Source organism: Citrobacter pasteurii (genome assembly GCF_019047765.1).
GTDB lineage: Bacteria > Pseudomonadota > Gammaproteobacteria > Enterobacterales > Enterobacteriaceae > Citrobacter > Citrobacter pasteurii.
Genome location: NZ_CP077262.1, coordinates 3,572,299 through 3,595,750, shown reverse-complemented (window position 1 = coordinate 3,595,750; position 23,452 = coordinate 3,572,299). Strand labels below are relative to the sequence as shown.

The window sequence follows — 23,452 nt, the reverse complement described above, 5'->3', positions numbered from 1 at the left end:
CCCTCTTTTTTTAATTTAATGAGTAATCATTGAATGTTATTATTTTTTCATTTAGCCAAGTGTTAATTTCAACTAACCTTTTTTGTAGCGGAATAAGTTCGTTTCTAACAAAAACCTTGGCAGCCTTCTCCACATCCCCAAACCCCCCAACATTGCTGGGCATTATTCCCATCATCTGAGGCGGTACGCGGTGCGCTGCCATCATGTCATCGCGGCTGACGTTCTTGATGTTCAGAAACTCATCTTTCGCCGCAACCTCCGATAACGGGATGATCTGGATGCCGTCCTTTTTACCGTTGGGTGAATACATAAACAGGTTGCGGAAGTTACCCGGTCCTTTGGCGCTTTTCATTGCCTGGCGGATATTGTTCACATCCTCCTGGTTCTGTGCTGCGTCGGTCATGTACATGATAAAGCCCGCGTGGCTGCCGTTGATGTAGTACTTGCGGCGGAACAGCGTGGCGGACTCATTCAGAAGGGCGGAAGGGATAGCGGACAGGTATTCTGGTAGTCCATAAATCTCCTGGTTTAAGTCCGGCTCCATCAGGTGGAAGATGCTGCCTTTGGTGAACTCGTAGGGCTGCGTGGTCATGCCGTATTGCACAAACCAGTAAGTGTCGAGGTCGATCCCGCGGCGGGTGTATTTCGCCAGCGATGGCTCCAGTGACAGAATGCCGCCCAGCCGGTTCGTCCGTTTCTCCAGATAGGCATTACCAAACACAAGATAGTCCTGCACGAACCGGCTGAACGCCTGCTGGCTGAGCAACGGGTGTGGGATAAAGGTGCTGGTCAGAATGTTGCGTTTGACGGCAATCGGCGAGCTGTGATGCACAGCGGCGCGATAGGTCCGTGCCAGCCCGTCAAAACTCACCGGCGGTTCATACCATCTGTCCATCTGTACGCATTCCACATAGTCCAGCAGTTCGCGGCGGTCCAGTACCGGGATCGGATCGCCAAAGCTGAACGCTTCGGCGTGAGTTGTATTCTTCTGCTGTTCGGCCTCTTGCACTGGTGCGGTGCTGGCCAGGGCGTCGTGTTCACTCATCAAAAAATCTCCACAATATTGCTGGTATTGGCGGATTCGCCCTGCAGCGGTTCGTTAAACAGTGCGTGCATCGTTGCCCAGGCCAAATCTGCGTGGCTGGCTTCTTCGCTGCGGCTCGCTTCGTAGGTAGGGCGGTTGCCGCTGGCGGTGGTGGCGCGGCGGATTGCCATAAAGGACTGCGCTATGTCGGTGTGCCCGGCGTCAAACTCCAGACGGCGGTGGCTGATAATGTCGTATGCCTTGAGCACCAGAGCGTTTTTGACGTTGGGGTTGTAGACAAACTCCCGGACAGCGGGAAAGAACGCTTTTACGTTCTCATAAACACCGTGCCCGACGCCGGTCGAGTCGATGCCGATATAGGTCACGTTGTACTGCTGAGTTAGTTTTTTGATAGCGTCCGCCTGGGCACGGAAGTCCATCCCGCGCCACTGATGACGTTCCAGAATGCGGAACTTTCCGCCCGGTACAGTGGGCGGAGCCATAACTACGCAACCTGCGCTGTCACCGTTCTGCGTGCCTTTCGCCGGGTCGTATCCGATCCAGACTTCGCGCCAGCCAAACGGGCGCAGCGCCAGCGCCTGAAAATCGGTCCAGACTTCCCAGCTGTCCACCATGCACGCCTGCAGTTCGCTGAGCGGGAATACTGACGCCAGATCGTCAATAAATTCGCACATCAGCAGGTTCTGGTATTCGTCCGGGCTGTACTCCATGCACAGCTGGTCGAGGTCGAACAGGTTACAGCCGCCGCGTACAGCATCCTCCACGGTGACGATCTGGCGATACTGTCCGTCAGGGCAGAGCACGCCGCGCGCAAGGTTACTGTGGGTCAGGTCAATATCCACCTTGTCCGCTTTGGCGCGGCCCCGGTTAAACAGTGCGCCGGACCAGAACGGATAGGCGCTGTGGGTCAGGCTGGACGGCGTGGAAAAGTAGGTTTGTCGCCATTTCTTGTGAATGGCCATCCCGGAGGCAACCTTGCGCAGCTCCTGGAATTTCGGTATCCAGAAATATTCATCAAGGTACAGGTTGCCGTGGTAGCTCTGCGCCGTACGGGCATTGGTGCCGAGGAAGTACAATGCTGCTCCATTGGGTAGCACCATGGGATCGCCTTTCAGCTCCACCTCAACTTCTTTGGCAAAGTCGATGATGTACTGCTTAAAAACGTGCGCCTGCGCCTTACTGGCAGAAAGGAAAATCTGGTTGCGTCCGGTCAGCAGGGCATCAATAAGGGCTTCACGGGCAAAATAAAACGTGGCGCCAATCTGGCGCGACTTGAGCAGATTGCGGATGCGGTTTGTTTTCCCTGCTTCAAACCAGTGACGCTGATAGTCGAACATAGAGGCGTGGAAGACTTCTTCCAGCTTTTCAATCTGCTCGTCGGTGAAAACGTTCTTTTCAGGCTGACGGCGTGGGCCTTTGTTACGGTTGGCAACTTTCGGGTTTAAATCAGCTTCGTTCCCGCCATCGTTAAATTTGCCAATCCGGGCGTGGCGCTCTGACTGGCGCGCCAGCAGGTCAATTTCCTTGAAGTCTTTCCCTTCTTTTTGCTCCTTCATGATGAGCTGGCAGTAACGTGCGGCGGTGGTGAGCTGCATCTGATCCAGCGGCCCATAGTCGCCCCACTTGTCGCGCTTCTTCCAGCTGTGAACGGTTGCAACTTTTTCGCCCAGCATTTCAGCAATGCGGGCTACGCGGTATCCCTGAAAGTACAGCAGCATGGCCTGCCGACGGGGATCGAGGTCTGCGGGGGTCAGTGTCGTGTTCATGGCCCAAACATACGGCCTTGGATAGCAGCTTTCCCCGGCTGCGGTTTGTGTGGTTTACCGTACAAATACAGCGCGTTGTCTCACTCCCCCCATCACCGCAAACATAAGGCTCCAGTAAGTTATTTCTAACGGAGCACGGCTCATGACAGTGAAAGCAAAGCGTTTCCGTATCGGGGTGGAAGGTGCCACCACTGACGGGCGCGAGATCCAGCGTGAATGGCTGGTACAGATGGCAGCCAGCTATAACCCGACGGTCTATACCGCGCTGATTAACCTTGAGCACATCAAGTCTTATCTGCCGGAGAGCACTTTTAACCGCTATGGCAGGGTGACGGGGCTGGTTGCAGAAGAAATCCAGGACGGCCCGCTGGCGGGCAAGATGGCACTTTATGCCGATATCGAACCCACTGACGCCCTGGTGGAACTGGTGAAAAAAGGCCAGAAGCTTTTCACCTCCATGGAGGTCAGCACGAAGTTTGCCGACACCGGCAAAGCCTACCTTGTGGGGCTGGGTGCGACAGACGATCCTGCGAGCCTTGGCACCGAAATGCTGGCTTTCAGCGCCAGCGCCGCACATAACCCGCTGGCAAACCGTAAGCAGAACCCTGAAAACCTGTTTTCGGAAGCGGTTGAAACGCTGATCGAACTGGAAGAAGCCCAGGACGAAAAGCCGTCCCTCTTTGCCCGCGTCACCGCGCTGTTCACCAAAAAAGAGCAGACCGACGATGCGCGTTTCTCAGACGTGCATAAAGCCGTGGAACTGGTCGCCACCGAGCAGCAGAACCTGAGCGAGCGCACTGATAAATCCCTGGCTGAAAACGGTGAACGCCTTTCTGTGCTGGAGTCCTCCCTGCAGGAACAGCAGACCGCCTTTGCCGAGTTACAGCAGCAGCTGAGCCGTGAAGACAGCCGCAAGGATTACCGCCAGCGCGCGCCGGGCGGTGACGCACCGGCAGGCACCCTGACCAATTGCTGATGGAGCATAAAACCCGATGAAAAAGAAAACCCGCTTTGCCTTTAACGCTTACCTGCAGCAGCTGGCGCGCCTGAACGGTGTGGAGGTTGAAGAACTGTCCAGCAAATTCACCGTGGAGCCGTCCGTGCAGCAGACGCTGGAAGACCAGATCCAGCAGTCCGCCGCTTTCCTGACGCTGATTAACATCACGCCGGTCACTGAGCAGTCCGGGCAGTTGCTGGGGCTGGGCGTGGGCAGCACCATTGCCGGAACCACCGATACCACCACCAAAGAGCGCGAGCCTACCGATCCGACGCTGATGGAAGACGTGGAATACAAATGCGAGCAGACCAACTTTGATACGGTGCTGACCTACGCAAAACTGGACCTGTGGGCGAAATTCCAGGACTTCCAGGTGCGTATCCGCAACGCCATCGTCAAGCGTCAGGCGCTGGACCGCATCATGATCGGCTTTAACGGCGTGAAGCGCGCCAAAACCTCCAACCGTGATGAAAACCCGCTGCTGCAGGACGTCAATAAAGGCTGGCTGCAGAAAATCCGCGAAGACGCGCCGGATCACGTCATGGGCAGCAAAACCGCAGAAGACGGCACCACTACTGCAGAACCGGTAAAAGTCGGTCCGGGTGGTAAGTATGTAAATCTTGACGCGGTGGTGATGGATACCGTCAACGAGCTGATCGATGTGGAGTATCAGGATGATGACGAGCTGGTTGTTGTCTGCGGACGTGAACTGCTGTCTGACAAGTATTTCCCGCTGGTCAACAAAGAGCAGGACAACAGCGAGAAAATCGCCGCCGATCTGATCATCAGCCAGAAACGCATGGGCGGCCTGCAGGCTGTACGCGCGCCTTTCTTCCCGGCAAATGCCCTGCTGATCACCCGTCTGGATAACCTGTCCATCTACTGGCAGGAAGACACCCGCCGCCGTTCAGTTATCGACAACCCGAAACGCGACCGGATTGAAAACTTTGAATCCGTCAACGAGGCGTATGTGGTCGAGGACTACCGCTGCGCGGCACTGGTGGAAAACATCGAAATCGGTGATTTCACCCCGCCTGCAGCAGAAACAGGAAACGGAGAGTAACGCATGAGCCTGAGTCCCGCACGGCAGCACCGCCTGCGCATTCAGGCCGAACAGGCCGCCCGTGAGGGCGGCAGTGTTCGCCATGCGTCGGGTTATGACCTGATGCTGCTGCAACTGGCAGAAGATCGCCGCAGGCTTAAAGGCATCCAGTCCACGGTGAAAAAGGCGGAAATCAAGGTGGAGCTGCTGCCGAAATATTCTGCCTGGGCAGAGGGCGTGCTGGCTGCCGGAGGCGCGCAGCAGGATGACGTGCTGATGTACGTGATGTTGTGGCGTATCGACGCCGGTGATTATGCCGGTGCGCTGGAAATCGGGCGTCATGCGCTGCGCCATGGCTGGGTGATGCCGCTGGGCAACCGTAACGTGCAGACCGTGCTGGCAGAAGAAATGGCAGACGCGGCGCAAAGCGCTCTGCTTGCTGCTGCCGGTTTTGATGCCGATCTGCTTCTGCAGACGCTGGACCTGACAACCGATCTGGATATGCCGGACCAGTCGCGGGCGCGCCTGCATAAAGCCATCGGCGCTGTACTGAGCGAAAGCAACCCGGCGTCTGCCCTGAATCACCTTACCCATGCGCTGCAGCTTGATCCCCGCTGCGGTGTGAAAAAAGAAAAACAGCAGCTGGAGCGCAGACTGCGCAATGACAGCCGCTAAAGAACGTGCCCCGCGCACGGGCGGCACGGGATGGCGAAAGGCACTGCCACATCAAAATTCCGTCCACCGCCCACTTATTCAGGAGAAAGCCGCATGAAGTTTGTTGCGCCCGAACAGGCACCGGAACAGGCGGAGGTCATCAAAAATACGCCGTTCTGGCCTGATGTGGACCTGTCGGAATTTCGCAGTGTGATGCGAACTGACGGCACGGTGACGCAGCCGCGTTTAAAGCAGGTTGTGCTGACGGCTATTTCTGAGGTTAACGCTGAGCTGTACGACTTCCGCAACCGCCAGCAGATGCTGGGCTGGCGGACACTTGCTGAGGTTCCTGCAGAAATGCTGGACGGCAAAAGCGAGCGTATCCAGCACTACCACAACGCCGTTTTTTGCTGGGCGCGCGCTGTGCTCAATGAGCGTTATCAGGACTATGACGCCACGGCGTCAGGCGTGAAGCGAGGGGAGGAGCTGGCGGAGGCCAGCGGCGATCTGTGGCGTGATGCCCGCTGGGCTATCAGCCGGGTGCAGGATGCACCGCACTGTACGGTGGAGCTTATCTGATGAAAGTGCGTGCGCATCAGTATGACACGGTGGACGCGCTTTGCTGGCGTCATTACGGGCGCACGCAGGGTGTCACTGAGCAGGTTCTGAAGGCGAATCCGGGGCTGGCTGAGTACGGCCCATTTTTACCGCACGGGCTGCAGGTGGAGCTGCCGGACATTACGGTGTCAACCACAGCGCAGACCGTCCAGCTATGGGACTGAATTATGACGCTTGAACGAATCAGCGCCTTTATCACTTACTGCATCGCCGTGCTGCTGGCATGGCTGGGCGATCTGTCGCTCAAAGATGCGTCAACGGTTGGCGGCGTACTGATTGGTGTGCTGATGCTGGCTATCAACTGGTACTACAAACACCAGTCTTTCAAATTGTTACGTGGCGGCAAAATTTCGCTGGGGGAATATGAATCCTTCAATCGTTAAGCGCTGCCTTGTCGGGGCTGTGCTGGCTATCGCCGCCACGCTGCCCGGTTTCCAGTCGCTTCATACCTCTGTTGAGGGGCTGAAACTGATCGCCGATTACGAGGGATGCCGCCTGCAGCCGTATCAGTGCAGCGCAGGTGTCTGGACTGACGGGATCGGCAATACTTCCGGTGTGGTGCCGGGGAAAACCATCACGGAGCGGCAGGCAGCGCAGGGACTTATCACCAACGTGCTGCGCGTGGAGCGGGCGCTGGACAAATGTGTGGTGCAGCCGGTGCCGCAAAAGGTCTATGACGCGGTGGTGTCGTTTGCTTTCAACGTGGGCACCGGCAACGCCTGCAGCTCCACGCTGGTTAAGTTGCTGAACCAGCGGCGCTGGGCGGATGCCTGCCATCAACTGCCGCGCTGGGTATATGTCAAAGGTGTGTTTAATCAGGGGCTGGACAACCGCCGCGCGCGGGAAATGGCCTGGTGCTTAAAAGGAGCATAACGGAATGAAAAAGAAAGTCATGAGCGTTTTTTTCCAGCTGGCATGGGCTGCGCTGTTGGTTATCAGCCTGCTGTATCCGCGCAGCGGTGCGCCGGTTCTGGTTGGTGCGTCTGTCTGGGTGTCATGCTTCCTTGCCTGGCTGCTTGCTGCGCTGTGCGCTGTCGGGTGGTTCGCCGGAGATCGGGCGCGCGATGAGGTCAGGGCTGCATTGCTGAAATTCAGGGCGCACCCCGTAAAACCCGTGCGTACATGGGTAATCAGGCTGCTTATTGTTCTGTGCCTGGCGTTTTCTGGATGGGTGATCACCCTGGTGTTTTACCTGCTGACGTTGGTTTTGTATCAGATTGCCCGCGCGCAGCTTCATGAGCCGATGGCGGCCTGATGCGTGCGCTGGCGGTAGTGCTGGCGCTGGCACTTGCGGCGCTGGGCTGGCAGTCGTGGCGGCTTAACAATGCCAGTCACACCATTGAGACGCAGGGCAAGGCGCTGAAAAGCAAAACGCAGGAACTGACGAAGAAAAACAGTCAGTTGATTGGCCTGTCCATTCTGACCGAAACCAACAGCCGGGAGCAGACGCGGCTTTATGCGGCAGCGGAACAGACCACCGCGCTGCTGCGAAGCCGCCAGCGCCGGATCGAGGAACTGAAACGTGAAAACGAGGATTTACGCCGCTGGGCTGACGCTCCTTTGCCTGCTGACATTATCAGGCTGCGCGAACGTCCGGCCCTTGCCGGAGGTGCAGCTTACCGTGAATGGCTGTCCCAGAGTGACGCAGTGCCGTCTGGAAAGGTCAGCGCCGCGCAGTAACGGCGATCTGAACGCGGTGCTGGATGAAACCGAGGCTGCCTGGGCGGTCTGTGCTGACAAAGTGGACACGATTATTGCGTGTCAGGAGCGAGACAGTGAACAAACCGCGGTCCTTACGCAGCGCCCTGAATAAAGCGGTTGCTTATGTCCGCGACAACCCGGACAAGCTGCACCTTTTCGTTGATAACGGCTCACTGGTGGCAACCGGTGCCAGCTCCATGTCATGGGAATACCGCTACACCCTGAACGTGGTGATCGAGGATTTCAGCGGCGACCAGAATTTAGTGATTGCGCCCGTGCTGCTCTGGTTAATGACCAATCAACCGGACGCAATCAACAACCCGGAATTGCGCGAAAAACTTTTTACCTTTGACGTTGATATCCTGAGCAACGATCTGTGTGATATCAGCCTCAATCTGCAGATCACGGAGCGCGTGATTGTCAGCACAGACGGCACCGTATCGAGCGTTGAAGCTGTGTCGGAACCCGACGTACCCGAAGAAATGTGGACGGTGAAACGTGGATGACCTGCAGAGGGTGGATGACTGGCTGGCGGCGCTGCTGGCGAATCTGGAACCGGCAGCCCGCAAACGTTTGATGCGACAGCTGGCGCAGGAGCTGCGCCGGTCGCAACAGCAAAACATCAGGCTGCAGCGCAATCCAGACGGCACCGCCTTTGAGGCGCGCCGGGTGACGGCCAGAAGTAAAAAGGGGCGCATAAAGCGTCAGATGTTCGCCAAATTGCGTACCACTAAATACCTGAAAACCGCTGCCACTGCGGACTCTGCCAGCGTACAGTTTGATGGTAAAGTCCAGCGCATCGCCTGTGTTCACCATTATGGCCTGCGTGATCGAGTCAGACGCAATGGCCCGGAGGTCCGGTACCCAGCGCGTCGCTTGCTGGGTAAAAATGGACATATTGAAGATTTAATAAAAGAAACCTTTATCAAATGGCTAAGCATTTGATAAATCCAAACTGGTCGCAAATTCTTATAGTGAATACTTATTGTTAAGTGATTTAAGCTCTGAAATAAATAATTTTGGAGTCCAACCTTTTGTTAACTCTGATAGAAGATATTCATCGGCCATATCTAAGATATAACCTGTTGTATTATTAGCGACTAACCCACCGAACAAACCAAACATTGTGCCAATTTTAGTGTCAGCAAAAGAGCCAGCATAAGCACCAATCATCATCATTGTTACACTTTTAGTGGACTTACCCCAGAATGTTTCGAAAAAACCACGTGGAGAAGCATTGCTTTCTGAATAAAATCTTTGGGCATCTATAGGCGATGATATTTCGTTTAAATCTGACATCCATTTTCTGAATTTTTTTGTGCTCTTGTTTTTTCTGAGTTTAACAAGTTCGTCCATAGGCATGCCCATATCTCTGAATGATGTTTTAATATCAGGCATGTTTTCGAATTGAACAATCGCTGAAAAAATTTCATCTTTAGATAGGTTTGTGGCTTTTTGCATTGAGTCTTCAAGGAGAGTGCTTATATTGCTTGTTGGGCTAACCTGAGCGCGTTTTTGCATAAGATATTTGTAACCCAATAAATCAGAGGCACAGGAAATCAATTGCTGTTTTTCAGATTCATTAAGATTATTTTTATCTTTATTTTTAAGGCTTAGCCCCAGCCTCTCAAGTTTTCCACTTTCGAGAGCAGACATTGTTACACTAACGCTGTCATTCTCCATACCTTTAGGAACTGAAAAATAAAGGTCACGTACTTTTCGTGTTAAAGCTCTAACTTCCCCTTTTCTTAATGGAGTCCTCATGAAATTAAGTCCAGTATGAATTGACTCTTCTGGGTCGAAAAATACGGATTCATTTCGACGGCCCGCGCATAAAGGGTCTACACCATATTGGTTATCATTCATATATAGAACGAGAGGAGACCACACGGTAAAGCTAAGTGCTCCATCATCTATTAATTCTTCAACTCCCCTTAATCCTATTTCATTTATCAAAATGGTTAAAGGAATGTTCTCGCCATCAACTTTGAAATTAACTTCATCGTGGAGGGTAAAACTTTCAAATAGTGATAGTCTTATTTCTTCATAATATTGAGGGGCTTCGTTGATTTCCTTATTGCTCAGGGGGATGCTTCTTTTAAAAAAATACTTCCTACAAAAGCTATCTAACTCCGTATTAAATATAGCTCCCTTTAGATCTCGTTTGGATTGCATACGAACCCTCATCACCATTGTGTAGTTAATGACACAAATTACCACACTGCATATCAAATGTGTGCGATGGCAAGCTAAAGATATGAATGCACAACTGACCGAAATCATGCGCCTTATCACCAACCTGATCCGCACCGGCACCGTGACCGAAGTGGACCGGGAAAACTGGCTGTGCCGGGTGAAGGTGGGCGAGCTTGAAACCAACTGGATTAACTGGCTGACGCTGCGCGCCGGTGGTGCCCGTACATGGTGGTGTCCGTCGCCGGATGAGCAGGTGGTGGTGCTGAGTATGGGCGGCAATCTGGAAACCGCTTTTGTGCTGCCCGCTATCTACTCCAATCAGTTTCCGCCACCGTCGGATTCCGTGGACGGTTGCGTGACGGAGTACCCGGACGGGGGATGGTTTGAGTATGAACCCGCCACCGGACGATGGCATGTCAGGGGCATCAAATCCATGGTGATCGAGGCAGCAGACAGCGTCACCTACAAAACAGGTGAGTTTGTGGTGGAGGCTGACACCACGCGTATTAACAGCGAGGTGGTGATCAATGGCGGCGTCACCCAGGGCGGCGGCGCAATGAGTTCTAACGGGATCGTGGTTGATGACCATGAGCATACTGGCGTTCTGAAAGGCGGCGACAACACGGGGGGGGCCGGTATGACGTTGTATATCGGTATGAGCAGGAATGACGGGCAGACCATCACAGATACAGACCATCTGCGCCAGTCGGTGCGGGATATTCTGCTGACGCCGCAGGGCAGCCGTCTTGCCCGCCGGGAATATGGCTCCATGCTGTCTGCCCTGATTGACCAGCCGCAGAACCCGGCGCTGCGCCTGCAGATTATGTCTGCGGTCTATGTGGCGCTGAACCGCTGGGAACCGCGCCTTACGCTGGACTCCATCACCATCAACGGCAATTTTGACGGCTCTATGGTGGTTGAACTTACCGGACACGGCAATAACGGCGCACCGGTTTCCCTTTCCGTATCAACAGGAGCAGACAATGGCAGTCATTGATCTTTCCCAACTACCGCCGCCGCAGATTGTGGACGTGCCGGACTTTGAAGCATTGCTGGCAGAACGCAAGGCCGCCTTTGTGGCCCTCCATCCGGCTGATGAACAGGATGCCGTTATGCGCACGTTAGCGCTGGAGTCAGAACCTGTCACCAAACTGTTGCAGGAGAATACTTATCGAGAAATCCTGCTGCGCCAGCGTATTAATGAGGCTGCGCAGGCGGTCATGGTGGCCTATTCCATGGGAAATGACCTTGAGCAACTGGCAGGCAACTGCAACGTGAAGCGCCTGACGGTAGTCCCTGCAGATAATGACGCGGTGCCGCCGGTCGCCGCAGTGATGGAAAGTGATGAAGCATTACGCCAGCGCATTCCTGCAGCATTTGAGGGGCTGTCCGTTGCAGGGCCGACGGGAGCCTATGAGTTCCACGCCAGAAGTGCCGACGGGCGCGTGGCTGATGCCAGCGCAACCAGTCCTGCACCGGCAGAGGTGGTGCTTACCGTACTGAGCCGCGAGGGTGATGGGACGGCAGGGGCTGACCTGCTGGCAGTGGTTGAACAGGCGCTTAACAGTGAGAATGTGCGCCCGGTGGCAGACCGCCTGACGGTGCGCAGCGCTGAAATTATTCCGTACAGCGTGGACGCAACGATATTCCTTTATCCGGGGCCGGAGGCTGAGCCGGTGATGGCAGAAGCAAAAGCCAGTCTGCAGAAATATATCGCCAGTCAGACGCGGCTGGGACGTGATATCCGCCGCAGCGCCATTTATGCCGCGTTGCATGTGGAGGGGGTCCAGCGTGTGGAGCTGACGTCCCCGCTGGGTGATGTGGTGCTGGATAAGACGCAGGCGGCATCCTGTACTGAATGGAGCGTCACCAACGGGGGCACTGATGAATAGCCTGTTGCCGCCGGGTTCGTCGCCGCTTGAGCGCCGACTGGCGCAGACCTGCAGCGGGATTTCCGATCTGCAGGTATCACTGCGGGATTTGTGGAACCCGGCAACCTGCCCGATCAGATTCCTGCCTTATCTGGCCTGGGCGTTTTCTGTTGATCGCTGGGATGAGAGCTGGACAGAAAGCGTCAAGCGCCGCGTTGTGCAGGACGCGTTTTATATCCATCAGCACAAGGGAACAACCAGCGCTGTGCGGCGCGTGGTGGAGCCGTTCGGCTTCCTGATCCGCATCATTGAGTGGTGGCAGACCGGCGAAACGCCGGGGACGTTCCGTCTGGATATTGGCGTGCAGGACCAGGGCATAACAGAAGAAACCTATCTGGAGCTGGAGCGCCTGATCGGTGATGCCAAACCATGCAGCCGTCATCTGGTTGGTATGTCCATCAACCTGCAGACAGGCGGCCCGTATTTTGTGGGTGCTGCCACCTACACCGGCGAAGAAATCACGATCTACCCGTATATCAACGAAACCATTATTTCCTGCGGCACCGCTTATGAGGGCGGCGCGGTCCATGTTATTGACACGATGAGAGTGAACCCATGAGCGCAAAATTTTACACCCTGCTGACGGATATCGGCGCGGCGAAACTGGCTAGCGCCGCCGCGCTCGGTATCCCGCTTAAAATTACCCATATGGCGGTGGGTGACGGTGGTGGAGCACTGCCCACTCCCAGCGCACAACAGACCGCGTTAGTGGCTGAAAAGCGCCGCGCAGCACTGAATATGCTGTATATCGATCCCCAGAACAGCAGCCAGATTATTGCTGAGCAGGTGATCCCTGAAACTGAGGGCGGTTGGTGGATTCGTGAAGTCGGCCTGTTTGATGAAAACGGCGCACTGATTGCCGTCGGGAATTGCCCGGAAAGCTATAAGCCGCAGCTCGTTGAGGGCAGCGGACGCACGCAGACCGTACGCATGGTGCTGATTACCAGCAGCACAGATAACATCATCCTGAAAATTGACCCTGCTGTGGTTCTGGCAACCCGCAAATATGTGGATGACAAGGTGCTGGAGCTTAAGGTGTATGTGGATGATCTGATGGCAAAACATCTTGCTGCTGCAGATCCGCATACGCAATATGCGCCAAAAGCCAGTCCGACATTCATTGGTACGCCAAAAGCACCGACGGCAGCGGCAGGCAATAATTCCACGCAACTTGCTAACACGGCTTTTGTGCAGGCGGCAATTGCTGCACTGGTGGCATCTTCTCCAGCTGCACTCGATACGCTTAACGAACTGGCGGCGGCGCTGGGAAACGATCCTAATTTTGCCACCACCATGACAAATGCGCTTGCCGGAAAGATGGACAAGGCAGCCAATGGAAAAGACATTGCTGATGTTTCAGAGTTTCTCAAAAATCTTGGTTTGGGAGACGGGTCAGCTCTGCCTGTTGGTGTTCCGGTTCCGTGGCCCCTTCCGAATCCCCCACAGGGCTGGCTGAAATATAACGGTGCGCCGTTCGATAAAATTATGTTCCCCAAATTAGGTGCTATTTACCCATCCGGGATTTTGCCTGATTTACGAGGTGAATTTATTCGTGGCTGGGATGATGGTCGGGGTGTTGACAGTGGACGCACATTACTGAGTGAACAGGTAGCCTCATCCATTGGGCGATACGTGTCTGGAACCAGCACCACAGGGGTAGTTGGTGCGACTGTTTATGATCCTGATGGGACTGCCCCTGGAGACGCTAACTGGGCTGGCGTTGCTACTGGTATGACTACCAAAACTATACCGCAGCAAAAAGACGCTGTGCGTCCGCGCAACATTGCATTCAACTACATCGTGAGGGCAGCGTAATGGCAAAAGCGATACTGAACAAATACGGTATTGCCACAGAAGCTGGCAATATTACGGTTTATAACTATGACAGCAAAACCCGGGAATATCTGTCATCAGCAGTTGAGTTTCTTGCGGTCGGGGTAGGTATTCCGGCTCATTCATGCACTGATGCCCCGGTCGAGAAAAAAGAAGGATTTGCCGTCTGTCGTACAGCCAGCCTGGACGGGTGGGAATATATCACCGACCATCGGGGGGAGGCTGTATACGATAAACAAACAGGCCAACCTGTTGAGCTAACGGCTTTGGGTAATTATCCCGACAGCGTGACCACCATTGCACCATCAACACTCTATGACAAATGGAATGGCTCTACGTGGGTTACAGATACGGATGCTAAAAATGATGCAGCCAGAGATAATTTTGAGCAGAAAAAGAAAGCATTACGCGCAATTGCTGATGCAGAAATGGACTGGTTGCAGGATGCCGTTGATGCAGGGATAGCGACGGAAGAAGAAACCGCCACGCTGGCAGCCTGGAGAAAATACCGGGTTCTGCTGATGCGGGTGGATGTATCGCTGACCTAGGATATTAACTGGCCTGAACCTCCTGAAAAATAATCCCGTCCCTGCGTTCGCGGGGATTTTTTTACCCTTTCCATTGTGCCATTTCCCACACATAGCCCGGTGCGTGCGCCGCACGCATATCAACCAGAACATAGGCACACCCCCTGTAAACCGGAGAGACTGCCTTATGGCTCAGGATTACCACCACGGGGTGCGCGTTGTTGAAGTCAACGAGGGCACCCGATCCATAACCACGGTGAGCACAGCCATCGTGGGCATGGTCTGCACCGGCGATGATGCTGATGCGTCCATGTTTCCCCTCAATAAGCCGGTCCTGCTGACCGATGTGCTGACCGCCAGCGGTAAAGCGGGAGAGTCAGGTACGCTGGCCCGTTCGCTGGATGCGATAGCAGACCAGGCAAAACCTGTGACTGTCGTCGTGCGCGTGGCGCAGGGCGAAACCGAAGCGGAAACCACCTCCAATATCATCGGTGGTGTGACCGCTGACGGTAAAAAAACGGGCATGAAAGCGCTGCTGTCGGCGCAGTCTCAGTTGGGCGTGAAACCGCGCATCCTTGGTGTGCCGGGACATGATACGCAGGCCGTTGCTACGGAGCTGCTGAGTGTGGCGCAGAGCCTGCGTGGGTTTGCCTACCTGTCCGCCTACGGCTGCAAAACGGTAGCAGAAGCCATTGCCTACCGCGACAATTTCAGCCAGCGCGAGGGGATGCTGATCTGGCCTGACTTTATCAACTTTGACACTGTGCTGAATGCAGATGCGACGGCATACGCCTCCGCACGTGCGCTTGGTCTGCGTGCCAAAATCGACGAGCAGACCGGCTGGCACAAAACCCTGTCCAACGTGGGAGTGAACGGCGTCACCGGCATTTCCGCTGATGTGTTCTGGGATCTGCAGGACCCGGCAACCGATGCGGGGCTGCTGAACCAGAATGACGTCACGACGCTTATCCGCAAAGACGGCTTCCGCTTCTGGGGTTCCCGCTGCCTCAGTGACGATCCGCTGTTTGCTTTTGAGAACTACACCCGCACGGCGCAGGTGCTGGCTGACACCATCGCAGAAGCGCACATGTGGGCGGTGGATGGCGTGCTTAACCCGTCGCTGGCCCGTGACATTATCGAAGGTATCCGCGCCAAGCTGCGCAGCCTGAAAACGCAGGGCTACATCATCGGCGCAGACTGCTGGCTGGATGAGTCAGTGAACGATAAAGACTCCCTGAAAGCCGGGAAGCTCACCATCGACTACGACTACACGCCGGTGCCGCCGCTTGAAAACCTGATGCTGCGCCAGCGCATCACCGATCAGTACCTGCTGGATTTCTCCAGTCAGGTCAGCGCGTAAGGGGACACCATGGCTTTACCACGTAAGTTAAAACACCTGAATCTGTTCAACGACGGGAACAACTGGCAGGGGATCGTTGAGTCTCTGACCCTGCCGAAATTCACACGCAAGTTTGAGAAGTATCGCGGCGGCGGTATGCCGGGCGCGGTGGACGTGGACATGGGACTGGATGACGGCGCACTGGACACGGAATTTTCAATCGGCGGCACCGAACTGCTGTTATTCAAGCAGATGGGCAAGGCCACCGTTGGCGGCATCCAGCTGCGTTTCACCGGTTCCATTCAGCGTGACGATACCGGCGAAGTGCAGGCCATTGAGCTGGTTGTGCGCGGGCGTCATAAAGAAGTGGATTCCGGCGAGTGGAAAACCGGCGAGAGCAGCACCACCAAAGTCAGCAGCACCAACAGCTACGCGAAGCTGACCATTAACGGCGAAGTGCTCTATGAGGTTGATCTGGTCAACATGATTGAAATCGTTGACGGCGTGGACCTGATGGAAGCACACCGTAACGCCCTTGGCCTCTGATTTAACTTAACGGCGCGGTGATCCGCGCCAGTATCTGATTAACAGGAAACGAACATGAGCGACAAGCTGACTGAAAAAACCGTACAACTGGATACGCCAATCATGCGCGGTAAAACCCAAATCACCGAAATTGTGCTGCGTAAGCCGCAGTCCGGTGCGCTGCGCGGCACTCGCCTGCAGGCCATTATGGATATGGACGTGGGGGCCATGATGACAGTGATCCCGCGTATTTCCACCCCAACGCTGACCGCACAGGAAATGGCTGAACTGGACCCCGCCGATCTCACCGCGCTGTCGGTAGAGGTGGTAACTTTTTTGTTGAAGAAGTCGGTGCTTGCCGGTTTACCGACAGCCTGACGATTGATGACCTTGTGGCGGATATCGCCACCATTTTTCACTGGTCGCCGTCCATCACTGACGTTATGCCGCTGACTGAGGTGCTGGAGTGGCGGCACAAAGCGATTCAGAGAAGCGGGGCCAGCGATGAGTGACAATAACCTGCGTCTGCAGGTGATTCTGAATGCGGTTGACAAGCTCACCCGCCCATTCCGAACCGCGCAGGCCAGCTCTAAGGAGCTGGCAGCCGCAATCCAACAAAGCCGTGCCAGCCTTAAAGCGCTTGATTCACAGGCCGCCCGTATCGACGGATTCCGCAAGGTCCGCACCCAGCTTGAGGGAGCAAAAAACGATCTTACAGCTGCGCGTCAGAAAGTGTCTGAACTGGCGAATGCGTTTGCTGCAGCCAGCAATCCCACGAAAAAACAGGCGAAGGAGCTGGAGCAGGCAAAACGTCGGGCCAGCCAGCTAAAAGATACCTTCGACGGGCTGCGGCAGTCAGCCCAGCGGCAACGCGAAGAATTAAGTGCTGCAGGTATCAACACTAAAAACCTGAGTTCCGCCCAGCGCGTGCTGCGGCAGAATGCCGATGAAACCAGGCAGGCGCTAGACCGCCAGCAGAAATCCCTCAAACGCCTGGGTGAACAGCAGGCGCGGATCAATGCTGTCCGTGAGCAGTATTCCCGCCGTCTTGAGGTCCGTGATCGCATTGCGGGTGCCGGGGCGACTACGGCAGCCGCCGGTGCTGCGATGGGAGCGCCGGTTGTGGCTGCGGTCAGGAGTTACGCCAGCATGGAAGATGCCATGAAAGGTGTGGCGAAACAGGTTAACGGACTGCGTGACGACAACGGCAACCGCACAAAGCAATTTTATGAAATGCAGGACGCCATCAAAGCTGCCAGTGAGCAGCTGCCGATGGAGAACGGCGCGATTGACTACGCGGCATTGGTTGAGGGTGGCGCCCGCATGGGCGTGACCAATCAGGATGATCCCTTTGAGGACCAGAAGCGCGATTTACTGGCCTTTGCCTCAACTGCAGCGAAAGCAGCAACCGCTTTTGAACTGCCTGCAGATGAACTGGCGGAAGGGTTAGGGAAAATTGCGCAGCTGTATAATGTATAAAGTACCGACGCGCAATATTGAGCAACTGGGCGATGCGCTGAACTACCTGGACGATAATGCCATGTCAAAGGGCGGGGATATTATCAACGTCCTGCAGCGCATGGGCGGCGTGGCTGACCGCCTCGACTTCCGCAAAGCGGCGGCGCTGGGTTCAACCTTCCTTTCTCTGGGCGCAGCGCCTGAAATTGCCGCCAGTGCTTCAAATGCCATGGTGCGTGAACTTTCCATTGCCACCATGCAAAGCAAACGCTTTTTTGAAGGTATGGACCTGCTGAAACTTAATCCAGAAGAGATTGAAAAGCAGATGACCACGGATGCCATGGGCACTATTCAGCGCGTACTGGAGAAGGTCAACAAGCTGCCGCAGGATAAGCGCCTGTCTGCAATGACGATGATTTTTGGCAAAGAGTTTGGCGATGATGCCGCAAAACTGGCAAACAACCTGCCGGAGCTGCAGCGCCAGCTGAAACTCACTGCAGGCAGCGATGCTAATGGCTCCATGCAGAAAGAATCCGACATCAACAAGGATTCATTGTCTGCGCAGTGGTTGCTGGTTAAGACGGGCGCGCAAAACGCTTTCAGTAGCCTGGGGGAAACGCTGCGCCAGCCGCTGATGGATATCATGAGCATGGTTAAAGGCGTGACCAGGGCGCTGCGGCGCTGGGTTGAGCAGAATCCCGTGCTGGCTGGCACGCTGATGAAAGTGGCTGCGGCGACGGCGGCGATCACTGTCGGGCTGGGTACGCTGGCGGTGGCGGTGGCTGCAGTGCTGGGGCCGATTGCGGTGATCCGGTTCGCGCTGTCGATGCTGGCGGTTAAGGCGTTACCGTCCACCGCTGCTGCAGCGACCCGCACGGGCGGAGTGCTGCGTTTACTGGTTTCCGGCCCGCTGGCAGTGCTGCGCGTGGCGCTGTTTTCTGTGGGTAGTCTGCTTGGCGCGCTGTTGAGTCCGATCGGTCTGGTGGTGGCTGCGCTGGCTGGGGTGGCGATAGTGGTCTGGAAATACTGGCAGCCTATCAGCGCCTTTCTGGGTGGCGTGGTGGAAGGGTTCAAAGCGGCGGCAGCGCCTATCCTGTCAGCCTTCACTACGCTAATGCCTATTTTTCAGTGGGTAGGAGATAAGGTCCGGGAGTTGTGGGGCTGGTTTACTGACTTGCTGACGCCAGTTAAATCGACGGCGGCAGAGCTGCAGAGTGCGGCATCAATGGGGCGTTTGTTCGGGGAAATGGTGGCGGAAGGGCTGAACATGGCGCTGCATCCGCTGGAATCTCTGAAATCCGGTGTGATCTGGTTGCTGGATAAACTTGGTCTGGTTAACAAAGAGGCCGCCAGCGCCAGGCTGCCAAATCAGACGCCTGCCACAGTGGGCGGTAACGGCAGCGTGATATTGCCGCCAGGCGGGTTCCCGGCTTATGCGGGGATGTATGACACCGGCGGTAATATCCCGCGCGGGCAGTTTGGCATTGTGGGGGAGAACGGCCCGGAGATTATCAACGGCCCGGTAAACGTAACCAGCAGGCGACGCACAGCGGCGCTGGCCTCGGTGGTTGCCGGGATGATGGGGGTGGCTGCGGCGCCGGTCGATGCGGCACCGCTTCATCCGTTTAGCCTGCCGGTAAAAGCAGGCGCCGCAATGATGGGCCAGAGCGCCAGCGTACAGCCGGTTATCCGTGTGGACGCCCCCACGCAGATTATTATCCAGGCGCAGCCAGGACAGAATGCGCAGGACATTGCGCGAGAGGTGGCGCGACAGCTCGATGAGCGTGACCGCCGGATCAGGGCGAAGGCCCGGAGTAACTACAGCGATCAGGGGGGCTATGACTCATGATGATGGTGCTGGGATTATTTGTTTTCGAGCTGCGCACGGTCCCTTATCAGGAACTGCAGTATCAGCGCAGCTGGCGCCATGCGACAAACAGCCGCGTAAATCGCCGCGCCACCACGCAATTTCTGGGGCCGGATAATGACACGCTGACGCTATCCGGGGTGCTGTTGCCGGAAATTACCGGCGGCAGGCTGTCCATGCTGGCGCTGGAACAGATGGCGGAGCTGGGCAAGGCGTGGCCCCTGATCGAGGGCAGCGGCACGATTTATGGCATGTATGTGATCGAGGGGCTGAACCAGACGAAAGCAGAGTTTTTCCGGGACGGGATGCCGCGCCGCATTGAGTTCTCATTGTCACTGAAAAGGGTGGATGAGTCGCTGGCGGATATGTTCGGCAGCCTGAGTGACCAGCTCAGCAACCTGCAGGACTCTGCTGCCTCTGCGATTGAGGGGATTAAAAACACGGCTGGAGGATTGCTGCAGTGAACTTTAATTCTGATCTCCTGAATCTGAACAGCAAAAGCCCGGCTTTCAGTATCGTCATTGAAGGTAAGGACGTGACGACCGTGCTGGATACCCGCCTGATGAGTCTGACGCTGACGGATAACCGGGGCTTTGAAGCGGATCAGCTTGATCTGGAGCTGGACGACGCCGACGGTCTGATTGCTCTGCCGCGACGTGGGGCAGTGATTCAGCTGGCGCTGGGCTGGAAAGGCCAGCCGCTTTTCCCTAAAGGGGCTTTTACCGTGGATGAAATTGAACACAGCGGTGCCCCTGACCGATTGACCATCCGGGCGCGTAGCGCAGATTTCCGTGAAACCCTCAATACACGGCGCGAAAAATCATGGCATCAGACAACGGTGGGGGAGGTGGTAAAGGAAATCGCCGCCCGGCATAACCTCAAAATGGCGCTGGGTAAAGACCTGACGGATAAGGCGCTGGATCATCTGGACCAGACCAATGAAAGCGATGCAAGTTTTCTGATGAAACTGGCGAGACAGTATGGGGCGATTGCTTCCGTTAAGGATGCGAATCTGCTGTTTATCCGGCAGGGACAGGGAAGAACGGCGAGCGGCAAGCCGCTGCCTGTTATCACCATCACGCGCAAAGCCGGTGACGGTCATCGGTTCACCCTTGCTGATCGTGGTGCCTATACCGGCGTTATTGCCAGCTGGTTGCATACGCGTGAACCTAGGAAAAAAGAGACAACCAGTGTTAAGCGTCGTCGAAAGAAAACCACCACACCCAAAGAGCCGGAAGCAAAACAGGGCGATTATCTGGTGGGAACGGATGAAAACGTGCTGGTTCTTAATCGTACCTACGCCAACCGGAGCAATGCAGAGCGCGCAGCGAAAATGCAGTGGGAACGTCTGCAGCGTGGGGTTGCTTCATTTTCCCTGCAGCTCGCTGAGGGGCGGGCTGATCTCTATACGGAAATGCCGGTGAAGGTGACGGGGTTTAAGCAGCCGATCGATGACGCAGAATGGACCATTACCACCCTGACGCATTCTGTCAGCGCAGATAACGGCTTTACGACCAGCATGGAGCTTGAAGTAAAAATAGATGAGTTCGCAATCGAATGATTAGTTCCAAATTGCGAACAATGATGTATCATTATTGCGAACTGGTTAATAATGAGGGCTGATTATTATGATGAATTGTCCTATGTGCGGGCAGGCTGCACATACCCGAAGCAGCTTCCAGGTTTCCAATGAAACCAAAGAACGCTACAACCAGTGCACTAACATCGAATGTGGGCATACCTTCGTAACGCATGAAACGTTTGTTCGTTCAGTGTGCCGACCACAAAAAATCAGCTCTGCGCCACCTCATCCGCAAGGGATGCAGGAACAATTAGCTTACTGATACTGACCCGCCGCTGGCGGGTTTTTTACGTCTGGTGCCGCCATTACAAAAGCGCTGTCGCCACTTTGTCGCCACAGATGAAGACGTAGCTATCTAAGTAGTTGATTAGAAGGGAGGCGAATTTCAGGCAACAAAAAACCCATCAACCTTGAACCAAAACGGCGGGGTTGATGGGCTCCACAAATTGGGGACATCAAAGAAAAGCAGTGGCAATAGTTATGACTGACGCCTTTAAGAAAAGTTCTGCTTACCTGCAAAAATTTTCATTAAAAGCAAAAAAACAGTTCTAACCGATGCCAGGCCAGATGATGACGATGAGTGTCCCCGCCAGCGTCAACAGAACGTTAGCAATCGCGTATGTGCCCGCATAGCCTAAAGCAGGAATGTTGCTGCGCGCGGTATCACTGATGATTTCCATTGCTGGCGCACAGGTACGCGCCCCCATCATCGCCCCGAACAGCAGGGCCCGGTTCATGCGCAATACATAAGCCCCAAACAAGAAACAGATGATTACTGGAACCAGGCTGACAATCAGACCCGAAATCAGCATTTGGCCACCCACTGCGCCGAGGCCATTACCAATGCCGCTACCTGCGCTTAAGCCGACACCAGCCATAAAGACCATCAGGCCAAACTCTTTGACCATGTTCAGCGCACCTTGAGGGATGTAGCCAAACGTTGGATGGTTAGCACGCAGGAATCCCAGCATAATTCCGGCGAAGAGCAATCCGGCTGCGTTGCCGATACCGAAGCTGAAGTTACTGAACTGGAAGGTGATCATCCCGATCATCAGGCCAATAATAAAGAATGCGCAGAAAGCCAGCAGATCGGTCACCTGGCTGTGAATTGAAATAAAGCCGATACGATCGGCAATGGTTTTCACACGGCGCGCATCGCCACTGACCTGTAATACATCGCCTTTATTAAGTACGACGTTGTCGTCAATGGGCATCTCGATCTGGCTGCGGATCACGCGGTTCAGGAAGCAGCCATGGTCGGTCAGCTTCAACTGAGCCAGACGACGACCTACGGCATTGTGGTTTTTCACCACAATCTCTTCAGTGACGATACGCATATCGAGCAGATCGCGATCGAACACCTCTTTACCGTTACGGAAGCTGGGGTCGAGGCGAGCATGTGCATCCGGGTAGCCCACTAAGGCAATTTCATCGCCCATTTGCAGCACTGCGTCACCGTCCGGGTTGGCCAGAATACCGTTGCGGCGGATACGTTCAATATAACAACCGGTCTGGCGGTAGATGCCCAGCTCGCGCAGATTTTTCCCGTCAGCCCATGCAACCAGTTCCGGGCCGACACGGTAGGCGCGGATCACCGGTAGATAAACCTTACGGTTGGCGTCAGTGTCGAGCCCACGCTCACGCGCGATTTGTTGGGCGCTGGTTTGCAGATCCTGATGCTGCAGTTTTGGCAGATAGCGCGCGCCAACAATCAGACTGACCAACCCAATTAAATAGGTGAGGGCGTAACCGAGGCTCAGGTTATCAAGGGCGGTGGATAGCTGTGTACCTTCCATCCCTGAATGGCGCAACGTATCGCCCGCGCCGACCAGAACGGGCGTAGACGTCATTGAACCAGCCAACATGCCTGCCGTCAGGCCGATATCCCAGCCAAATAGCTTACCCAGTCCCAGGGCGATCAGCAGTGCACTACCGACCATCACCAGTGCTAGCATCAGGTAATTTTTCCCATCCCGAAAAAAAATCGAAAAAAAGTTGGGACCGGCTTCCACCCCGACACAAAAAATAAACAGCATAAAGCCAAGATTTAATGCGTCAGTGTTAATACTAAAGTGCTGCTGACCTAATAATAGGGAGACCACTAAAACGCCAATGGAATTACCGAGTTGGACTGAACCCAGGCGTAATTTACCCAGACACAGGCCCAGAGCCAGGACCACAAATAATAACAGGATGTAATTCCCATTTAACAAATCTGCGACGTTTATATTCACGGAGGCTAACTTCTTGTTTACTAGTAAGCTATTGAAAGAAATGGCAATTTACGCTAATGTTTTTGCCAGAAATTAAGGGGCGACAGCATCGTACACAGCCCCAAATAATGCAGCACGACAATATATGCGGCTAGTTT

General features: G+C 55.0%; 28 protein-coding genes and 2 pseudogenes. 26 read left to right on the top strand and 4 right to left on the bottom strand.

The features are described from left to right. Positions 1–10: 10 nt before the first annotated feature. Together I6L54_RS17555 and I6L54_RS17550 are read right to left on the bottom strand one after the other, a co-directional pair. Entirely contained in the window at positions 11–1,045 is a 1,035-nt protein-coding gene (locus I6L54_RS17555; RefSeq protein WP_040230481.1) for a phage portal protein, read from the bottom strand. Continuing rightward, complete coding sequence (locus tag I6L54_RS17550) at positions 1,045–2,811, bottom strand: terminase ATPase subunit family protein (protein WP_040230483.1); 1,767 nt, start codon at positions 2,809–2,811, stop codon at positions 1,045–1,047. The genes I6L54_RS17555 and I6L54_RS17550 overlap by 1 nt, the downstream gene beginning before the upstream one ends. Positions 2,812–2,953: 142 nt before the next feature. Here I6L54_RS17550 and I6L54_RS17545 point away from each other — a divergent pair, with 142 nt between their 5' ends. From I6L54_RS17545 to I6L54_RS17495, 12 genes are all read left to right on the top strand, one after another. After that, positions 2,954–3,787: a GPO family capsid scaffolding protein gene (locus I6L54_RS17545; protein ID WP_040230485.1), complete on the top strand. Its 834-nt coding sequence runs from the start codon at positions 2,954–2,956 to the stop codon at positions 3,785–3,787. A 16-nt stretch (positions 3,788–3,803) separates the two neighbouring features. Beyond that, on the top strand, positions 3,804–4,871 hold the full coding sequence (locus I6L54_RS17540) for a phage major capsid protein, P2 family (RefSeq protein WP_040230486.1): 1,068 nt from the start codon (positions 3,804–3,806) through the stop codon (positions 4,869–4,871). Positions 4,872–4,874: 3 nt separating this feature from the next. Beyond that, positions 4,875–5,525 (top strand): phage terminase small subunit, encoded by a 651-nt coding sequence (gene gpM, locus I6L54_RS17535; protein ID WP_040230488.1) that lies wholly within the window; start codon positions 4,875–4,877, stop codon positions 5,523–5,525. A 93-nt stretch (positions 5,526–5,618) separates the two neighbouring features. Further along, positions 5,619–6,083, top strand: a complete 465-nt coding sequence (locus I6L54_RS17530; protein ID WP_025711939.1) for a head completion/stabilization protein — start codon at positions 5,619–5,621, stop codon at positions 6,081–6,083. After that, on the top strand, positions 6,083–6,286 hold the full coding sequence (locus tag I6L54_RS17525) for a tail protein X (RefSeq protein WP_040230496.1): 204 nt from the start codon (positions 6,083–6,085) through the stop codon (positions 6,284–6,286). The genes I6L54_RS17530 and I6L54_RS17525 overlap by 1 nt, the downstream gene beginning before the upstream one ends. 3 nt (positions 6,287–6,289) lie before the next feature. Next, positions 6,290–6,505 (top strand): HP1 family phage holin, encoded by a 216-nt coding sequence (locus I6L54_RS17520; protein WP_040230499.1) that lies wholly within the window; start codon positions 6,290–6,292, stop codon positions 6,503–6,505. Then, a complete protein-coding gene (locus tag I6L54_RS17515) occupies positions 6,486–6,995 on the top strand; it encodes a lysozyme (RefSeq protein ID WP_040230503.1) in 510 nt (169 codons plus the stop codon). Before I6L54_RS17520 ends, I6L54_RS17515 begins: the two co-directional genes overlap by 20 nt. A gap of 4 nt (positions 6,996–6,999) precedes the next feature. After that, positions 7,000–7,377, top strand: a complete 378-nt coding sequence (locus I6L54_RS17510; RefSeq protein ID WP_010835207.1) for a DNZ54_00345 family protein — start codon at positions 7,000–7,002, stop codon at positions 7,375–7,377. Next, positions 7,374–7,802 carry an Rz-like lysis system protein LysB gene (gene lysB, locus I6L54_RS24385; protein ID WP_167335586.1) on the top strand — a complete coding sequence of 143 codons (429 nt, stop codon included), beginning with the start codon at positions 7,374–7,376 and terminating at the stop codon, positions 7,800–7,802. The genes I6L54_RS17510 and lysB overlap by 4 nt, the downstream gene beginning before the upstream one ends. After that, the gene (gene lysC, locus I6L54_RS17505; RefSeq protein ID WP_225807948.1) at positions 7,687–7,935 is read left to right on the top strand and encodes an Rz1-like lysis system protein LysC; all 249 of its coding nucleotides are present in this window, start codon (positions 7,687–7,689) and stop codon (positions 7,933–7,935) included. Before lysB ends, lysC begins: the two co-directional genes overlap by 116 nt. After that, positions 7,898–8,329: a phage tail protein gene (locus tag I6L54_RS17500; RefSeq protein WP_040230510.1), complete on the top strand. Its 432-nt coding sequence runs from the start codon at positions 7,898–7,900 to the stop codon at positions 8,327–8,329. Before lysC ends, I6L54_RS17500 begins: the two co-directional genes overlap by 38 nt. Continuing rightward, positions 8,322–8,768: a phage virion morphogenesis protein gene (locus I6L54_RS17495; RefSeq protein ID WP_040230511.1), complete on the top strand. Its 447-nt coding sequence runs from the start codon at positions 8,322–8,324 to the stop codon at positions 8,766–8,768. The genes I6L54_RS17500 and I6L54_RS17495 overlap by 8 nt, the downstream gene beginning before the upstream one ends. Before the next feature lie 24 nt (positions 8,769–8,792). Here the strand turns inward: I6L54_RS17495 and I6L54_RS17490 are convergent, their stop codons facing one another. After that, entirely contained in the window at positions 8,793–9,998 is a 1,206-nt protein-coding gene (locus I6L54_RS17490) for a hypothetical protein (RefSeq protein WP_040230512.1), read from the bottom strand. Positions 9,999–10,080: 82 nt separating this feature from the next. On the opposite strand from I6L54_RS17490, the pseudogene I6L54_RS17485 reads away from it, so the two are divergent. From I6L54_RS17485 to I6L54_RS17420, 14 genes and pseudogenes are all read left to right on the top strand, one after another. Then, positions 10,081–10,650 (top strand): annotated as a pseudogene (locus I6L54_RS17485) (phage baseplate assembly protein V); the annotation flags it as partial. Positions 10,651–10,656: 6 nt separating this feature from the next. Next, positions 10,657–11,016: a GPW/gp25 family protein gene (locus I6L54_RS17480; RefSeq protein WP_082031710.1), complete on the top strand. Its 360-nt coding sequence runs from the start codon at positions 10,657–10,659 to the stop codon at positions 11,014–11,016. Beyond that, positions 11,003–11,911, top strand: a complete 909-nt coding sequence (locus I6L54_RS17475) for a baseplate assembly protein (protein ID WP_040230515.1) — start codon at positions 11,003–11,005, stop codon at positions 11,909–11,911. Before I6L54_RS17480 ends, I6L54_RS17475 begins: the two co-directional genes overlap by 14 nt. Further along, on the top strand, positions 11,904–12,509 hold the full coding sequence (locus I6L54_RS17470; RefSeq protein WP_040230517.1) for a phage tail protein I: 606 nt from the start codon (positions 11,904–11,906) through the stop codon (positions 12,507–12,509). The genes I6L54_RS17475 and I6L54_RS17470 overlap by 8 nt, the downstream gene beginning before the upstream one ends. Continuing rightward, complete coding sequence (locus I6L54_RS17465) at positions 12,506–13,765, top strand: phage tail protein (protein WP_217124626.1); 1,260 nt, start codon at positions 12,506–12,508, stop codon at positions 13,763–13,765. Before I6L54_RS17470 ends, I6L54_RS17465 begins: the two co-directional genes overlap by 4 nt. Then, positions 13,765–14,331 (top strand): tail fiber assembly protein, encoded by a 567-nt coding sequence (locus I6L54_RS17460; RefSeq protein ID WP_040233914.1) that lies wholly within the window; start codon positions 13,765–13,767, stop codon positions 14,329–14,331. Before I6L54_RS17465 ends, I6L54_RS17460 begins: the two co-directional genes overlap by 1 nt. Positions 14,332–14,497: 166 nt before the next feature. Continuing rightward, a complete protein-coding gene (locus tag I6L54_RS17455) occupies positions 14,498–15,670 on the top strand; it encodes a phage tail sheath protein (protein ID WP_040233915.1) in 1,173 nt (390 codons plus the stop codon). A gap of 9 nt (positions 15,671–15,679) precedes the next feature. Then, entirely contained in the window at positions 15,680–16,195 is a 516-nt protein-coding gene (locus tag I6L54_RS17450) for a phage major tail tube protein (RefSeq protein WP_040233917.1), read from the top strand. A 54-nt stretch (positions 16,196–16,249) separates the two neighbouring features. Continuing rightward, positions 16,250–16,552 (top strand): phage tail assembly protein, encoded by a 303-nt coding sequence (locus tag I6L54_RS17445; protein ID WP_001744189.1) that lies wholly within the window; start codon positions 16,250–16,252, stop codon positions 16,550–16,552. Positions 16,553–16,566: 14 nt separating this feature from the next. Beyond that, on the top strand, positions 16,567–16,686 hold the full coding sequence (locus I6L54_RS17440; RefSeq protein WP_001397628.1) for a GpE family phage tail protein: 120 nt from the start codon (positions 16,567–16,569) through the stop codon (positions 16,684–16,686). Continuing rightward, a pseudogene (locus tag I6L54_RS17435) lies at positions 16,679–19,481 on the top strand (phage tail tape measure protein). Before I6L54_RS17440 ends, I6L54_RS17435 begins: the two are co-directional and overlap by 8 nt. Continuing rightward, positions 19,478–19,963 (top strand): phage tail protein, encoded by a 486-nt coding sequence (locus I6L54_RS17430; protein WP_040233918.1) that lies wholly within the window; start codon positions 19,478–19,480, stop codon positions 19,961–19,963. The pseudogene I6L54_RS17435 and the gene I6L54_RS17430 overlap by 4 nt, the downstream one beginning before the upstream one ends. Then, entirely contained in the window at positions 19,960–21,060 is a 1,101-nt protein-coding gene (locus I6L54_RS17425; protein WP_040233920.1) for a phage late control D family protein, read from the top strand. Before I6L54_RS17430 ends, I6L54_RS17425 begins: the two co-directional genes overlap by 4 nt. Before the next feature lie 67 nt (positions 21,061–21,127). Further along, complete coding sequence (locus I6L54_RS17420; RefSeq protein WP_072041520.1) at positions 21,128–21,343, top strand: ogr/Delta-like zinc finger family protein; 216 nt, start codon at positions 21,128–21,130, stop codon at positions 21,341–21,343. Between the two features lie 286 nt (positions 21,344–21,629). On the opposite strand, the gene I6L54_RS17415 is transcribed toward I6L54_RS17420, so the two are convergent. Beyond that, positions 21,630–23,315, bottom strand: a complete 1,686-nt coding sequence (locus I6L54_RS17415) for an aspartate:alanine antiporter (protein ID WP_040233921.1) — start codon at positions 23,313–23,315, stop codon at positions 21,630–21,632. Positions 23,316–23,452 lie beyond the last annotated feature (137 nt).

What these genes read in the sequence shown, in the direction of transcription:
- I6L54_RS17555 (WP_040230481.1), bottom strand. Translation starts at nt 1,045, where the DNA reads ATGAGTGAACACGACGCCCTGGCCAGCACCGCACCAGTGCAAGAGGCC.
- I6L54_RS17550 (WP_040230483.1), bottom strand. Translation starts at nt 2,811, where the DNA reads ATGAACACGACACTGACCCCCGCAGACCTCGATCCCCGTCGGCAGGCC.
- I6L54_RS17545 (WP_040230485.1), top strand. Translation starts at nt 2,954, where the DNA reads ATGACAGTGAAAGCAAAGCGTTTCCGTATCGGGGTGGAAGGTGCCACC.
- I6L54_RS17540 (WP_040230486.1), top strand. Translation starts at nt 3,804, where the DNA reads ATGAAAAAGAAAACCCGCTTTGCCTTTAACGCTTACCTGCAGCAGCTG.
- gpM (WP_040230488.1), top strand. Translation starts at nt 4,875, where the DNA reads ATGAGCCTGAGTCCCGCACGGCAGCACCGCCTGCGCATTCAGGCCGAA.
- I6L54_RS17530 (WP_025711939.1), top strand. Translation starts at nt 5,619, where the DNA reads ATGAAGTTTGTTGCGCCCGAACAGGCACCGGAACAGGCGGAGGTCATC.
- I6L54_RS17525 (WP_040230496.1), top strand. Translation starts at nt 6,083, where the DNA reads ATGAAAGTGCGTGCGCATCAGTATGACACGGTGGACGCGCTTTGCTGG.
- I6L54_RS17520 (WP_040230499.1), top strand. Translation starts at nt 6,290, where the DNA reads ATGACGCTTGAACGAATCAGCGCCTTTATCACTTACTGCATCGCCGTG.
- I6L54_RS17515 (WP_040230503.1), top strand. Translation starts at nt 6,486, where the DNA reads ATGAATCCTTCAATCGTTAAGCGCTGCCTTGTCGGGGCTGTGCTGGCT.
- I6L54_RS17510 (WP_010835207.1), top strand. Translation starts at nt 7,000, where the DNA reads ATGAAAAAGAAAGTCATGAGCGTTTTTTTCCAGCTGGCATGGGCTGCG.
- I6L54_RS17490 (WP_040230512.1), bottom strand. Translation starts at nt 9,998, where the DNA reads ATGCAATCCAAACGAGATCTAAAGGGAGCTATATTTAATACGGAGTTA.
- I6L54_RS17480 (WP_082031710.1), top strand. Translation starts at nt 10,657, where the DNA reads ATGACGTTGTATATCGGTATGAGCAGGAATGACGGGCAGACCATCACA.
- I6L54_RS17475 (WP_040230515.1), top strand. Translation starts at nt 11,003, where the DNA reads ATGGCAGTCATTGATCTTTCCCAACTACCGCCGCCGCAGATTGTGGAC.
- I6L54_RS17470 (WP_040230517.1), top strand. Translation starts at nt 11,904, where the DNA reads ATGAATAGCCTGTTGCCGCCGGGTTCGTCGCCGCTTGAGCGCCGACTG.
- I6L54_RS17465 (WP_217124626.1), top strand. Translation starts at nt 12,506, where the DNA reads ATGAGCGCAAAATTTTACACCCTGCTGACGGATATCGGCGCGGCGAAA.
- I6L54_RS17460 (WP_040233914.1), top strand. Translation starts at nt 13,765, where the DNA reads ATGGCAAAAGCGATACTGAACAAATACGGTATTGCCACAGAAGCTGGC.
- I6L54_RS17455 (WP_040233915.1), top strand. Translation starts at nt 14,498, where the DNA reads ATGGCTCAGGATTACCACCACGGGGTGCGCGTTGTTGAAGTCAACGAG.
- I6L54_RS17450 (WP_040233917.1), top strand. Translation starts at nt 15,680, where the DNA reads ATGGCTTTACCACGTAAGTTAAAACACCTGAATCTGTTCAACGACGGG.
- I6L54_RS17445 (WP_001744189.1), top strand. Translation starts at nt 16,250, where the DNA reads ATGAGCGACAAGCTGACTGAAAAAACCGTACAACTGGATACGCCAATC.
- I6L54_RS17430 (WP_040233918.1), top strand. Translation starts at nt 19,478, where the DNA reads ATGATGATGGTGCTGGGATTATTTGTTTTCGAGCTGCGCACGGTCCCT.
- I6L54_RS17420 (WP_072041520.1), top strand. Translation starts at nt 21,128, where the DNA reads ATGATGAATTGTCCTATGTGCGGGCAGGCTGCACATACCCGAAGCAGC.